12 protein-coding genes and 1 pseudogene are annotated in these 14,079 nt (G+C 72.6%); 5 read left to right on the top strand and 8 right to left on the bottom strand.

Features of this window, described 5'->3' with window-relative positions:
- Positions 1-227: 227 nt before the first annotated feature.
- On the top strand, positions 228-1,343 hold the full coding sequence (locus ABZ479_RS40915; RefSeq protein WP_500466331.1) for a WxL protein peptidoglycan domain-containing protein: 1,116 nt from the start codon (positions 228-230) through the stop codon (positions 1,341-1,343).
- A 282-nt stretch (positions 1,344-1,625) separates the two neighbouring features.
- Complete coding sequence (gene rph, locus ABZ479_RS40910; protein WP_500466330.1) at positions 1,626-4,235, top strand: rifamycin-inactivating phosphotransferase; 2,610 nt, start codon at positions 1,626-1,628, stop codon at positions 4,233-4,235.
- A gap of 37 nt (positions 4,236-4,272) precedes the next feature.
- On the opposite strand, the gene ABZ479_RS40905 is transcribed toward rph, so the two are convergent.
- From ABZ479_RS40905 to ABZ479_RS40880, 6 genes are all read right to left on the bottom strand, one after another.
- On the bottom strand, positions 4,273-5,067 hold the full coding sequence (locus ABZ479_RS40905; RefSeq protein WP_500466329.1) for an oxygenase MpaB family protein: 795 nt from the start codon (positions 5,065-5,067) through the stop codon (positions 4,273-4,275).
- 233 nt (positions 5,068-5,300) lie between these two features.
- Entirely contained in the window at positions 5,301-5,510 is a 210-nt protein-coding gene (locus ABZ479_RS40900) for a hypothetical protein (protein ID WP_500466328.1), read from the bottom strand.
- A 442-nt stretch (positions 5,511-5,952) separates the two neighbouring features.
- The gene (locus ABZ479_RS40895) at positions 5,953-7,110 is read right to left on the bottom strand and encodes an RNA polymerase sigma factor (RefSeq protein ID WP_500466327.1); all 1,158 of its coding nucleotides are present in this window, start codon (positions 7,108-7,110) and stop codon (positions 5,953-5,955) included.
- A complete protein-coding gene (locus ABZ479_RS40890) occupies positions 7,107-7,514 on the bottom strand; it encodes a YciI family protein (protein ID WP_500466326.1) in 408 nt (135 codons plus the stop codon). Before ABZ479_RS40890 ends, ABZ479_RS40895 begins: the two co-directional genes overlap by 4 nt.
- 155 nt (positions 7,515-7,669) lie before the next feature.
- Entirely contained in the window at positions 7,670-8,434 is a 765-nt protein-coding gene (locus ABZ479_RS40885) for an SDR family NAD(P)-dependent oxidoreductase (protein ID WP_500466325.1), read from the bottom strand.
- A 215-nt stretch (positions 8,435-8,649) separates the two neighbouring features.
- Positions 8,650-9,957, bottom strand: coding sequence for an epoxide hydrolase family protein (locus tag ABZ479_RS40880; RefSeq protein WP_500466324.1), 1,308 nt, complete (start codon positions 9,955-9,957; stop codon positions 8,650-8,652).
- 608 nt (positions 9,958-10,565) lie between these two features.
- On the opposite strand from ABZ479_RS40880, the gene ABZ479_RS40875 reads away from it, so the two are divergent.
- Both ABZ479_RS40875 and gnd read left to right on the top strand, forming a co-directional pair.
- Positions 10,566-10,988, top strand: coding sequence for a hypothetical protein (locus tag ABZ479_RS40875; RefSeq protein ID WP_500466323.1), 423 nt, complete (start codon positions 10,566-10,568; stop codon positions 10,986-10,988).
- Positions 10,989-11,264: 276 nt separating this feature from the next.
- Complete coding sequence (gene gnd, locus ABZ479_RS40870) at positions 11,265-12,704, top strand: NADP-dependent phosphogluconate dehydrogenase (RefSeq protein ID WP_500466322.1); 1,440 nt, start codon at positions 11,265-11,267, stop codon at positions 12,702-12,704.
- A 107-nt stretch (positions 12,705-12,811) separates the two neighbouring features.
- Here the strand turns inward: gnd and ABZ479_RS40865 are convergent, their stop codons facing one another.
- Positions 12,812-13,036, bottom strand: coding sequence for a hypothetical protein (locus ABZ479_RS40865; RefSeq protein ID WP_500466321.1), 225 nt, complete (start codon positions 13,034-13,036; stop codon positions 12,812-12,814).
- Positions 13,037-13,161: 125 nt separating this feature from the next.
- On the opposite strand from ABZ479_RS40865, the pseudogene ABZ479_RS40860 reads away from it, so the two are divergent.
- A pseudogene (locus ABZ479_RS40860) lies at positions 13,162-13,487 on the top strand (transposase); the annotation flags it as partial.
- A 52-nt stretch (positions 13,488-13,539) separates the two neighbouring features.
- Here ABZ479_RS40860 and ABZ479_RS40855 read toward each other — a convergent pair.
- A partial coding sequence (locus ABZ479_RS40855) for an alpha/beta fold hydrolase (protein WP_500466320.1) occupies positions 13,540-14,079 on the bottom strand: 540 nt, incomplete at its 5' end.

Raw genomic sequence — 14,079 nt, 5'->3', positions numbered from 1 at the left:
AAGGGCACCGCCACCCTCGGCGCCGCCCTCGACCTCCGCCTGCCCACCACCACCGACCCCGGCACCTACACCACCACCCTCACCCTCACCGCACTTAGCTGACAGCGATCCCGCACCACACCCCGGCACGGCCCCGACCGAAGGGGCCGTGCCGGGCCGGCGGCAACACCGCGTGCGGCCGGCCCGCCCCGCACGGCGGGCCGGCCCCACGACGACGGAGAGAACCCATGACCAGGAGATCCGGCACCCCGATCTCGCCCCGCCACCTCGTCGCCGCCCTGCTCGCGGCCCTCCTCGCCCTGCCGGCGACCGCGGCGGGCGCCACCGCCGCACCGCCGGCCGGCGTTCCCGCCACCACCCGCCCGGCGGACGGCGACCAGGTCTCCTGGGGCGCCGCGCCCGCCGACACCTCCGTCGGCAAGGGACGCAGCCGCTTCACGTACACGCTCGCCCCCGGCTCCCGCGTCACCGACGCCCTGGCCGTGGTGAACCGCAGCGACACCACCGTCAAGCTCAAGGTCTACGCCAGCGACGCCTTCACCACCCCCAGCGGCGGCATCGACCTGCTGACCGCCGACCAGCGGCCCCGCGACGTCGGGTCGTGGATCACCGTGAAATCCACCACCCTGACCCTGAAGAGCCAGCAGTCCGCGACCGTGCCCTTCACGCTCACCGTGCCCCGCGACGCCACCCCGGGCGACCACTCGGGCGGCGTGGTGACCTCGCTGGTCACCGGGGTCCAGGGCAAGGCCGTCCGGCTCGACCGCCGCCTCGGCTCCCGCCTCTACCTGCGCGTCACCGGCCCCCTCGACCCCGCGCTCACCGTCGGCGACCTCCACGCCGCCTACCAGGGCACCCTCAACCCGGCGGGCAGCGGCAGCCTGCGCGTCACCTACACCGTCCGGAACACGGGCAACGTGCGGCTGAAGGCCCGTCAAATGCTGCGGACCAAGGGCCTGTTCGGGCTCATCGGCCAGGACGCCGGGCTCCCCGGCCTCCCCGAGATCCTGCCCGGCAACTCCCTCACCCGCACCGTCACCGTCAACGGCGTCTGGCCCGGCGTCCGGTTGGACACCGACGTCGTCCTCCAGCCCCTCGCCTCCGACGACCAGCCCGCCGCACTCCGCGCCGACCAGGTCACCGCATCCCGCTCGCTGTGGGCCTGGCCCTGGGGCCAGCTCATCGTGCTCGCCGCGCTCGTCGCGGCCGGCTGCGCCTACGCGCTGCTGCGCCGGCGACGCAGGCGCAAGGTCGAGCGGGCCATCGCCGACGCGGTCGCCAAGGCCCTGGACACCTCGCGCCCCCGCTCCCCCGACCCGCACGGCCGGCCCTCCACGCCGTGAGGCTCCCCGCGGGGGGTGCCCCGCGCGGCGGGCGGAGGCGGAAAACAGAAAGGGCAAGGAGACCTCTCCTTGCCACTCTCAACTTATAGCGCACTGGGGGGCTTGCCGCAAGGCCCCGGTCACGGCGCAGAATCGTCGTCCGACCGGGCCGCCCGACCCGTCAGAGGGACGGCCACCCGGGACGGGGACGGGCTCGGCAAGAGGCAGACAGAGTGGGAGGCGCCGGTGCTTCGATCGCCCACCGCGGTGCGACGGAGCGCGGCCGCCTCGGAGGTATCGCGAATGACTGAGCAGTACGTGCTGGATCTCCGGGACGTCGACCGGACGCAGACCGCGCTCGTCGGCGGCAAGGGGGCGCACCTGGGCGGGCTGTCGCGGATCGAGGGTGTCCGCGTGCCCGGCGGCTTCTGCGTGACGACGGACGCATTCCGCCGGATCATGGCGCAGGCGCCGTCGATCGACGACCGCCTCGATCAACTGGCGCGCGTGGACCCGGACGACCGGGAGGCGATCGCCACCCTCAGCGCGCGGATCCGCCGGGCCGTCGAGGGCGTCGCCGTCCCGGACGACGTCGCGGCGCAGGTCGTCGGCGCGCTCGCGGAGCTGGGTGAGGGCGCCGCCTGCGCCGTCCGCTCCAGCGCGACGGCGGAGGACCTGCCGACCGCCTCGTTCGCGGGCCAGCAGGACACGTACCTGAACGTCATGGGGCCGACGGCGGTCCTCCGGCACATCAGCCGGTGCTGGGCCTCGCTGTTCACCGAGCGGGCCGTCACCTACCGCCGGCGCAACGGCATCGACGACCGCACGGTCCACATGGCCGTGGTCGTGCAGCGCATGGTCCTCCCGCACGCGTCCGGGATCCTGTTCACGGCCGACCCGGTCACCGGCAACCGGAAGGTCGCCACCGTGGACGCCGGCTTCGGCCTCGGCGAGGCCCTGGTCTCCGGCCTGGTGAACCCCGACGTGTTCACGGTGCGCGACGGCGAGGTCGTCACCAGGACGATCGCCGCCAAGGAGCGTGCGGTGAACGCCCTGCCGGCCCGCGGCACGCGGGAAGTGGAGGTCGACGCGCGGCGCCAGGAGCAGCCGGCGCTGACGGACGCGCAGGCCGTTCGACTCGTCGGGCTGGGGCGGCGGATCGAGGCGCACTTCGGCCGCCCGCAGGACATCGAATGGTGCCTGGACGACGAGGGCTTCGCGATCGTGCAGAGCCGGCCGATCACGACGCTCTTCCCCGTACCCGAGAGCGGCGACCAGGAGAACCACGTCTACGTCTCCGTCGGCCACCAGCAGATGATGACCGACCCCATGAAGCCGCTGGGCTACTCCATGTGGCAGCTGACGGCCATGGTGCCGATGCACGAGGCCGGCGGGAGGCTGTTCGTCGACGTCACCCGGCGCCTGGCCTCCCCGGCGAGCCGCGCGGCCCTGCTGGACGTCATGGGGAAGGGGGACCCGCTGGTCAGGGACGCGTTGGAGACCGTCCTCGACCGCGACGACTTCGTCCCCCTGGTCCCGGACCCCGAGCCGGCCCCGGCCCCCGGCGGGCCGCCCGGCGGCGGCCGGCCCGACCCGATCGCGAACGACCCGGCCGTCGTCACGGGGCTGATCGAGCGCAGCCGGGCGTCCGTCGCCGCCCTGGAGCGCGACATCCGGGCGAAGACCGGGCCGGCGCTGTTCGACTTCCTGCTGGAGGCCTTCGCGGAGCACAAACGCGCCCTCGGTGAACCGCTGAGCACGCAGGCGATCATGGCGGGGATGGAAGCCACCTGGTGGCTCAACGACACGCTGCGGGAGTGGCTGGGCGAGAAGAACGCGGCCGACACGCTCACGCTGTCCGCCCCCGACAACATCACGTCGGAGATGGGACTGGCGCTGCTCGACGTCGCCGACGTGATCCGCCCGCACACGGAGGTGGTGGCGTTCCTCCAGGGCGCCCTGGACGAGGGTTTCCTCGACGAACTGCCCAAGGTCCCCGGCGGGGCCGAGGCGCGCGACGCCATCGAGGACTACCTCGCCCGGTACGGCATGCGCTGCGTCGGCGAGATCGACATCACGCGGCCGCGCTGGCGCGAACGCCCCACCGCGCTCGTGCCCGCGATCCTCGACAACGTCCGGAACTTCGCGCCGGGCGCGGCCGGGCGGCGCTTCGAGGAGGGGCGGCGGAAGGCGGAGGAGAAGGAACGGGACGTGCTGTCGCGTCTGCGGGCCCTGCCGGACGGGGAGCGGAAGGCCGACGAGGCCGCGTGGATGATCGACCGGGTCCGCACCTTCATCGGGTACCGGGAGTACCCGAAGTACGGCATCGTCAGCCGCTACTTCGTCTACAAGCAGGCCCTGATGGGCGAGGCCGGGCGCCTCGTGCGGGAGGGTGTGCTGGCCGACGCGGAGGACGTCTTCCACCTCACGTTCCAGGAGTTCCACGAGGTCGTGCGCTCCCGGAAGGTGGACGGCGCGCTCATCCGGCGGCGCAAGGAGGAGTTCCGCTCGTACCACGCGCTCACACCGCCCCGGGTGCTCACCTCGGACGGCGAGGCCCTCACCGGGGCGTACCGGCGCGACGACGTGCCGGCCGGCGCCCTGACCGGTCTGCCGGTGTCCGCCGGGACGGTCGAGGGGCGGGCCCGCGTCGTCCTCGACATCGGGGAGGCGGATCTCGAGGCCGGCGACATCCTGGTCACCACCTTCACGGACCCGAGTTGGTCGCCGCTGTTCGTCGGCATCGCGGGCCTGGTGACGGAGGTGGGCGGCCTGATGACCCATGGCGCGGTGATCGCCCGGGAGTACGGCCTGCCGGCCGTCGTGGGCGTGGAACGGGCCACCCGGCTGATCCGCGACGGGCAGCGGATCCGTGTGCACGGCACCGACGGGCACGTCGAGATCCTGTCCTGACCGGCGGCAACCGCTGCCGCAGCAAGCGCGGTGATGGTCAGCGGTCCAGGTAGCGCCGCAGCAGACGCCCGGCCACCGCGCTCGTGCGGGGCCGGGCGGGGATGCCCAGGGCGGGGGCGGCCGTGCCCATCAGCGCCTCGGCGAGCAGTGGGCCGATCGCGGAGAACGGTCCCGGCAGCCGTTCCCTGAAGACCCGGCGGGAGGCGGCCCACAGGGCCAGGCCCTCCGGCGACCGGCCGAAGTGACGTTCCTCGTAGGCGTCTTGGGCGGCGGCGAATTCGCCGTACGTGGCGGGGAGGGGCCCGATGCCCATCCGCCGGCCGAGCAGCGTGCAGAAGGCGTGCGCGGACTCCTCCTCGGCCGCCGTGGGGCGGCGCGGCCCGTGGGCGGCCATGAACCGCAGGGGGTGGACGCAGAACAGCCCGAGCACGTAGACGAAGGCGTCGTCGCCGACGGGCAGTCCCGCGTGGACGCGGCGCAGGTGCTCCAGCACACGGAGCGAGGCCGGGCTGTCCGGGCCCTCGTCGAGCACCTGGAAGAGCGCGGCCCCGGTGGCCTTCGCGCGCAGCAGTGGATCGCCGGTGATCCGGCCGGTGGACATCAGCACGCGCGCGACGGACGGCACGGCGAAGCAGCGGCAGAAGGCCAGGTTGAGGCCGAGCTTCCAGGCCCGCGGGTACGCACGGGTCAGGGCCCGGTACGCGCTCCAGGGCGTACCGGCGGACCCGGGGGACCCCGGAGCCCCGGGGGTACCGGGGAGCGCCCGGGTGCCGTGCGGGCCGGGATCCGCCATCTCCTCGGGTACGCCCTCCGTGGCGGTGACGACGTCCACGGAGGACGCCGAGCGGTGGTACGGCGCAGACCCTACTCCGCCCCGGCCGCCCCGCCCCACGGTGCGGTGCCGTACGAACGGGTCCCCGCCGCCGTGGAGGGGCGGTGGGGACCCGCGGTAGGCGACGGGACCTCGAAGGTCAGCGGGTGGGTCCACCGGCCGGGAGAGGACCCGTTGCGTGTGCGGTGCCCCCCGAGCCGTCGGCTGCGGGGGGCACCGTCACCATCGCCGGCTCAGTAGCCGCCTCCGCCGCCACCGCCGTCGTCGCCTCCGTCGCCTCCGTCGTCTCCGCCGTCATCCCCGCCGTCGTCTCCGTCGTCGGCGACCACGGAGACCGTGCTCTGCGGGTGGTCGGCGGCGGCGACGGCGCTCGTCGCCGTGCCTGCCGTTCCGGCCAGAGCGGCGGCAGCGGCCACGGCCGCGATCAGTGTCCTGCGACTCATGATGCGTGTCCTTCCGTGCATGATCGGTACCTGTCACGGAGCCCGGTGCCGGACCGGCGCCTGGGTACTGGAGAGACCTTCGACGGCGACCGGAACGAGACGGCACAGCGGCCCTCGGTCTGCCGGGGCCTGCGAGTTTCCGTGGGCGGCCCCGGCCGAGACCCGATTGCGCGGCAGCGGCCGGCGACCACATCCCCGTCCCGGGGCCGTTCTGCACCTGCGAAACGAGGCCTGTCTCCAGAGTGCGCCCATGTCGGCCGACTTTCATCCCGACCACGCGCCGGCGGCCCGGACGGCGGGCGCAGGGGCCAACGGCGGCCGCGGTACGGGCGCGCGCCCGGCCGCCGGCGTCAAGTCGCGCGCGTACGGGGGAGATGGTTGCCTCCGGCGCCCGACTCGGCGCGCGGCGGCGCTCTCCGCGGTGACCGGGCGGCCGCACCCGTCAACGGCCGCGCAGGGAGTTGAGCCGCGCGGCCTGGCGGGTCAGGTGGTCGCGCTCGGCGAGGTTGGGCGCCTTCCGTGCCGCCTCGGCGTACAGCCGCGCCGCCGTCGTCAGGTCCCCGTCACGCTCGTGCAGGTACGCGGCCACCGCGGTGTACCGGGGCAGCGAGTCGTCGAGGGCCGCCAGCGCCGCCAGGCCCGCGCGCGGCCCGTCGGCCTCGCCGACGGCGACCGCGCGGTTGAGGCGGACCACCGGGCTGTCGGTCAGGCCCGCCAGTTCGTCGTACCACTCGACGATCTGCACCCAGTCGGTCTCCTCGGCTGTGGGCGCGTCGGCGTGCAGCGCCGCGACGGCGGCCTGGGCCTGGAACTCGCCCAGCCGGTCGCGAGCGAGCGCGGCCTGCAGGATCTCGACGCCCTCGGCGATCGCCGCGGTGTCCCACCGGCCGCGGTCCTGTTCGGCGAGCGGCACCAGGCTCCCGTCGGCGGCCGTCCGGGCGGCGCGCCGGGCGTGGTGCAGCAGCATGAGCGCGAGCAGCCCCGCCACCTCGGGGTGGTCGATAGCGGCGGCGAGTTGGCGGGTGAGGCGGATGGCCTCGGCGGCGAGGTCGACGTCGCCGGAGTAGCCCTCGTTGAAGACCAGGTAGAGGACGCGCAGCACGGTCGCCACGTCGCCCGGCTGGTCGAACCGTACGCCGGAGACGGTGCGTTTGGCCCGGCTGATGCGCTGCGCCATGGTCGCCTCGGGAACCAGGTAGGCCCGGGCGATCTGCCGGGTCGTCAGCCCGCCCACGGCGCGCAGCGTGAGCGCGACCGCGGACGAGGGCGTCAGCGACGGGTGGGCGCACAGGAAGTACAACTGGAGCGTGTCGTCCGCCGAGGGCGCGGGCCCGGCGGCCGGTTCCCGGTCGAGGACGTCCTCACGCCGACGGCGTGCGGTGTCGGAGCGCGTCGCGTCCAGGAACCGCCGCCAGGCCACCGTGACCAGCCAGCCCTTCGGGTCCCGCGGGGGGTCCTGCGGCCAGACCCGGACCGCCTCGACCAGCGCGTCCTGCACGGCGTCCTCGGCCGCCGCGAAGTCGGCACCGCGGCGGACGAGGACCGCGAGGACACCGGGCGTGAGGCCGCGGAGCCGGGCCTCGTCGACGGGGGTGCTCATCCGGCGGCGGTGGGCGGGGTGGTGAGGAGCGGGCGGACCTCGAGCCACTCGTGGATGGGGCGGCCGCCGGCGCCGGGGGCGGCGGAGAGTTCCCCGGCGAGTTCGACGGCGCGTCCGTAGCTGTCGACGTCGATGATCATCCAGCCGGCGACGAGGTCCTTGGTCTCGGCGAAGGGGCCGTCGGTGACGGGCGGGCGGCCCTCGCCGTCGTAGCGGACCCAGGCGCCCTCGGGGGCGAGGGCCCGTTCGCCGACGAACTCGCCGGTCTTCTCCAGGCGTGCGGCGAAGTCCCGCATGTACTGGATGTGATCGGAGACCTCCTGGGGCGTCCACCGGTCCATGGGCACGTCGTTCACCGCCGTCGGTGCGCCGCGGTAGTGCTTGAGCAGGAGGTACTTGGCCATCGTGGGGCTCCTCGGTGCCGGTGCGACCCATTGTGGCCGCCCTCGCCCCGGGGACGGAGCCGGCCGCGGGTTCTCGACATCCCCGCCCGGGATTCCTGCCCGCCCGGGATTCCTCCGCGGACGGGCCGACGGGGCGAGCCGCGAGGGTGCCGGCCTCAGATGAGTTCGAGGCCGCCGTCGACGGTGATCACCTGGCCGGTGGCCTGGCGCCCGGCGGGCTCGGCCATGCGCAGGATCCAGTGGGCGATGTCGGCGACGTCCGCGATGCGGTGGGTCGGGATGCGGTCCCGCTCGTAGGCGTACATGTCGTTGACCGCCTCGGGGGTGAGGCCGGCGGCGAGCATGACGTCGGTCTTGGTGGGGCCGGGGGCGACGGCGTTGACGCGGATGCCTTCCGCGGCGAGCTCGAGGGCCCAGCTGCGGGTCATCTGCTCGATCGCGGCCTTGGTGGCCGAGTAGTGGGACCCGCCGGCCATGGGACGGTGTCCGTACGTGCTGGACACGTTGACGATGCTGCCGGAGGACGTGCGCAGGTGCGGCAGGGCCTCGTGGGCGAGCATGCTCGGGACCACCACGTTGAGGTCGAAGAGGTCGGCGATCACCTTCCTGTCCGCCTCGGCCAGAGGCATGACGGCCGTGCCGCCGGCGTTGTTCACCAGCAGGTCGAGCCGTCCCCAGCGCTCGACGGCGGTGCCGACGACCTGGGCGGGGGCGCCGTCGTCGACCAGGTTCACGGACAGGACCTCGATGTTCGGGTGCGCCCGGGCCGTCTCGTCGAGGGCGTCCTGCCGGCGGCCGACGCCGAGTACGTGCGCCCCGGCCGTCGCCAGGGCGAGCGCGGTCGCGCGGCCGATGCCGGACCCCGCTCCCGTGACGATCGCGACGCGGCCGGAGAAGGGCTGGTCGGAAGGGCTGGTCATCGTTGTTCTCCATATCGATCGATGTTCGACGAACTACGAACATAACATGTGTGGACGCTGTGATCCGGGTGGTGAGACATGGCACACCTCCCGGCGCGGCGGGGGTGAGGGACGGGGATCGCGGGCGGCGCGGCAGGTGAGGTCCCGCAGGGGGCGGGACGCGCCCCGGCCACCGCCGTCGTCCGCGCCGGGCCGTCCCCGGGGACCGCGGCCCGTCAGCGGAACAGCCTGCCGAACCTGCGGATTTCCTCCGCGAAGATCTTCGGCTGTTCGAAGGCGGCGAAGTGGCCGCCCCTGCTCGCCTTGTTCCAGTAGACGAGACGGGGGAACGCCTTCTCGGCCCAGGCGCGAGGCGGTGTGTAGAACTCCTTGGGAAACAGTGTGACGCCCATGGGAACGTCGATCTTGACGGCGTTCATGGTGATGTCCGAGTTCTCCCAGTAGAAGCGTGCGGCGGACTCCGCCGTGTTCGTCAGCCAGTACAGGGTGATGTCGTCCAGCATCTCGTCCAGCGTCAGAACCGACTCCGGATTCCGGTCGCTGTCGGTCCAGACGCCGAATTTCTCGTAGATCCAGGCGGCCTGGCCGACGGGGGAATCGGCCAGCGCATAGGACACGGTCTGGGGCCTGGTCATCATCTCGAGCTGATACCCGATCTCGCTCTTCTGCTGGGCGTCCAGCTGGCCCATCGCCACCCGCTCCTCGGGGGTCAGGTGGTTCATGTCGAGATCGGGAGGGACGATCTGGGGGAAGTTCAGGTGGATCCCCAGGAGGCCCTTGGGGCGCAGCACCCCCAGCTGCACGTTGACCGCCGCACCCCAGTCCCCTCCCTGGGAGAGGTAGTGGTCGTACCCGAGGCGGGGCATGATCTTGGCCCAGGCCTTCGCCGTCCGTACGCGGCCCCAGCCGAGTGCGTCCGGCTGATCGGAGAAGCCGAACCCCGGCAGGGACGGGGTGACCACGTGGAAGGCATCGCGCGCGGAGCCGCCGAACTCGGTCGGGTGCGTCAGGCGCCGGATCACCTTCCGGAACTCCAGGACCGACCCGGGCCACCCGTGCGTGAGCATGATGGGCATCGCGTCGCGATGGGGCGACCTCGCGTGCAGCAGATGGATGCCGACGCCGTCGATCACGGTCCGGTACTGGCCGAAGCCGTTGAGGAGCGCCTCCACCCTGCGCCAGTCGTAGTGCCGCTGCCAGTGGTCCACGAGTCGCTTGACCCGCCACATCGGGGCGCCCTGCGACCAGTCGTCCACGAGCTCCTGGGCCGGCCACCGAGTCGTCTCGAGCCGCCGCCGAAGGTCCCGCAGCATGCGCTCGGGCACGTGCAGTCTCATGGGCACGACCGCCCCGTGACCTGCCGTGGGCAGGGAAAGGCCCTCGGCAGGGGCGCCCGTTCCCGTGACGGACCCGGCCGCCTCGGCGACCCCGGACGTCAGCGCCGCCGCAGCGGTCCCCGCGCCCAGTGCGCCCATGGCGTGCAGCAGCCGCCGCCGGCTGAGGTCGTTCGTCTGGCTCGTCATGCGTTGCTCACTCCGATCGTTGGATTCCGGTGTGCCCTGGCGCGTGGTCCGGCGACGCGAACCGTGCGGTGTCCGGCCCGCCGGCGCCTCCAAGGCCGCTGGGTGGCGTGGTTTCACCTGGGGCGGCCGCGAATTCCCGCACACGGGGACCGTTTGTTCTCGAGGAACGGCTCCGGGCCGGGTGCCGCCGGAATGCGGCCACGGCGACCCGCTTGTTCGTAAGCCGTCGAACTTCGCTTGCGACCGTACATCGCTCCCGCGCGCTGCGTGGATTCCCCGAAGGTGGCATGAGTCACGGCCGATGCCCCGCTTATGGGTAACACCGTGTGTTCCAGGTGATGAGAGCGTCGTCACGTTTGCTTCGGAGGTGCGCGACAAATGGGCCGTGTTACGTTGTTCGTCGTACGTCGAACAATTGAATTCGGCCGTACCCGACAGGGACCAGCGCCGTCGGCAGGACGGGGTGGCCCTCGTAGCGGCCCTCCCCGCGCCGTCACACGCTGCGAATTGCCCGAACACCACATGCGACACAACATTCCGGGCGGTCGATTCCGGTCCGGGCCGGCGGCCGCCGGCACACCTTCAAACGAACCACAAGGAGAACGGCCATGAGCACGATCACCGCGGAAATGCGCGACTTCATCTCCCGCGTCGTCCACGACGGCAGCAACTACCGCATGAACGCCATGGAGAAGCTCTACACGGACGACATGGCGATCCTCTTCCCCACCGCGGAGGGAACCATCGCGGCAGCTCCCCGCAAGGAGGTCTTCGCCGAGTTCGCCGCCCGGGGGAAGGCGGGCGAGGCGCCGCTGTCCACCGAGTACGAGATCCTGCATGCCGAGGACCAGGGCGAGCACGCCACCGCGCTCCTCTACCGCCGCATGAGCGACACCGCCGCCCCGTTCCTCTACGAGCTGCGCCTGAAGCGGGGCGGCGCCTACGGCTGGCTCGTCGCCGGCGAGACCGTGACACCGTGGCCCGACCCGGAGACGGCCGGAGCCTTCCTCCCGCCGCGGCAGGCCGCCTGAGGACGGCGCAAGGAACGCCCGGCTTCGTGACCCGGCGATCCTCCGACGACCTCGACGCTCGTGGGTGTTACCGACGTTGCGTGGCAACCGCCGGCGCGCTCCATGCGTCGGCGGTGGCCCTCCCGAGCGGCGTTTGCGGGGTGTGCCTCCCGTCATGACTTCCCCGAGTCATGACGGGCCGCCAACAGAGCCACGCCGAGGACCCGCCCGCGGACCGCCTTTCTCTGTCTCCCCGGTTCAACCAGCACGACCTCGATGACAACCGAAGGATGAACCATGCACTCCAGCGCGAACGTAGGCGTCACCGGCCTCGCAGTCATGGGCCGCAATCTGGCTCGCAATCTGGCCCGGCACGGCTATGCGGTGGCCGTCCACAACCGCAGCCCCGCCCGCACCATGGCGCTGGTCGACGAGTTCGGCCACGAGGGCACCTTCATCGCGGCGGAAACGGCGCGGGAGATGGTCGCCGCGCTGCAGCGGCCCCGGCGCCTGATCGTCATGGTGCAGGCCGGCCGGGCCACCGACGAGGTGATCGCCGAGTACGCCCCGCTGCTCGAACCCGGCGATGTCATCGTCGACGGCGGCAACGCCCACTTCGCCGACACCCGCCGCCGCGAGGCCGCCCTGCGCGAACGCGGCATCCACTTCCTGGGCACCGGCATCTCCGGCGGTGAGGAAGGCGCCCTGAACGGCCCCAGCATCATGCCCGGCGGCTCCCGGGCAGCGTACGAGCTGCTGGCTCCCGTCCTGAACGACATCGCCGCCACCGCCCCCGACGGCACCCCGGCTGTGGCCCACCTCGGCCCCGACGGCGCCGGCCACTTCGTCAAAATGGTCCACAACGGCATCGAGTACGCCGACATGCAGCTCATAGCCGAGGCCTACCACCTGCTGCGCCACGCCACCGGATGGGATCCGGCGCGGATCGCCGAGGTCTTCCGCCGGTGGAACACCGGCCGCCTGAACTCCTACCTCATCGAGGTCACCGCCGAGGTCCTCGCCCACCACGACGCCGACACCGGCCGGCCCTTCGTCGACGTCATCGCCGACGCCGCCGAACAGAAGGGCACCGGGCGTTGGACCGTGCAGAGCGCCCTCGACCTCGGCATCCCGGTCTCCGGCATCGCCGAAGCCGTCTTCGCCCGCTCCCTGTCCGGCCACAGCGCCCTGCGCGCCACCGGCGCCGCCCTGCCCGGCCCCACCCCGACCGTCCTCGGCGCACGCGACGCCGACCGCTTCACCGACCAGGTCGAACAGGCCCTGTACGCCTCCAAAGTCATCTCCTACGCCCAGGGCCTCCACCAGATCCAAGCCGCCGCCACCACCTACGGCTGGACCACCGACCTCGCCGTCGTCGCCGCGGTGTGGCGCGCCGGGTGCATCATCCGCGCCGACTTCCTCGACCGCGTCCGCGACGCCTACACCGCCGACCCCACCCTGCCCGGTCTGCTCGCCGACCCCGGCTTCGCCCGCGAAGTCGGCGACGCCCAATTGGCCTGGCGCCTTGTCGTCGCCCACGCCACCCGCGACGGCGTCCCCGCACCCGCCTTCGCCGCCACCCTCGCCCACTACGACACCCTGCGCACTCCGCGCCTGCCCGCCTCCCTCATCCAGGCCCAACGCGACTACTTCGGCGCCCACACCTACCGCCGCACCGACCGCCCCGGCAGCTACCACACCCGCTGGGACACCGACCGCACCGAAGACACCGCCTGACCGCTGCCCTGCCTCCGGGCCCGCGGGGCCCGCGGGGCCCGCAACAGGGCAGGGAACGGCTCGGACCGGTCCACGTCAGCCCTGCGCCCGAAGTGATCTACGAGTGGTCAGGACAGGTCCGGGGTGGGGATGGCCTGACTGAAGTCGCCGACGTGCAGTGCCGCGGTGGGCATCGCCCAGTGCAGGGTGCCGCCGTCGCCGCCCATGTACCACTGGTCGTTTCCGGTCAGTTGGAGCAGGTGATGGTAGTCGTTCGGGTCGGCGCCGGCATATTGTGCCGACCCCTTCAGCGCGGTCAGACGGGGCTGACCAACGCTCGGCCACAGCGGCACGTCGCATCGGCTCGACTGGCTTCCTGGTCCTTGTGAGGCTGTTTCCGTCGCTTCACCAGGCGTTGCCGGGGCGGCCTACCCTCCGCGCGTCCGCCTGAACCCTGGTCGGGGCGCGTCCGCTAGCCGGCCGCGCACGCGTCCGTCCTGATCGGGTCCGAGCGGACAAGGCGTACGCCTCCCGCAGGAACCGCGCCTGCCTGCGCCGGCGCGGGATCCGCTGCACCATCCCGAACGAGGCCGATCAGGTACGCAACGGCAAAAAGTTTGGCTCCCGCGGCGAACGGCCGCCACATTTCGACTTGGCCGACGACCGCGAGCGCCACGCGATCGAATGCGGGATCAACTACTTCAAGAGGCATCGGGCCGTGGCAACGCGGTACGGCGGTACCACAAACTCGCCGTCCGCTACGAGGCGACCGTCCTTGTCCCGGCCGTCAACGAGTGGCTGTGAGCAGCGCAGTTGATACGACGCCGGCAAGGAGTCCGCAAGCGTGGAGCTGCGGTCACGCCCCGGTTGTGTCGATGAGGATCCGCGCCAGTTCGCGTGGCTGGGAGAACATCGGCCAGTGGCCGGTGTCCATCTCCATCAGCCGCCAGCGTCCGCTGGTCAGCAGCTCGGCCACGTCGTCGCTCGGCTCGGGGTCACCGAGCGTGCACTTGATGTAGGTCGCCGGGAGGTCGCCGAGCGGCGTTTCCAGCACAGCGGGTTCGGTCAGCGTGGCACCCGGGTGTGGCGTGGAACCGCCCACGATCCGTGCGATCTGGTCATCGGTGAGACCGTGGCCCTCGAAGTGGGCCGCGGGCGCGACCGGCCAGAATCCGCCGTTCTCGGCGATCGTTGTCCTCATCATCGCCCCGCCGTCCGGCCAGGCGGAGACGAACGGTTCACCATCGGCCGGAACACTGGAGTCGAGGAAGACCACTTGCGCCAGCCGGTCGCCGATCCGCCCGGCGGCCTGACCGCTCGGAATGCCCGAGTAGCTGTGACCTACCAGGACGACGTCGTGCAGGTCCTGGCGTTCGACCTCATCAACGATGTCCTG

It is taken from the genome of Streptomyces sp. NPDC005722 (genome assembly GCF_040630935.1).
Taxonomy (GTDB): Bacteria; Actinomycetota; Actinomycetes; order Streptomycetales; family Streptomycetaceae; genus Actinacidiphila.
Note: the sequence above shows the minus strand (reverse complement) of the source record. Positions and strands in the feature narration are given on the sequence as shown.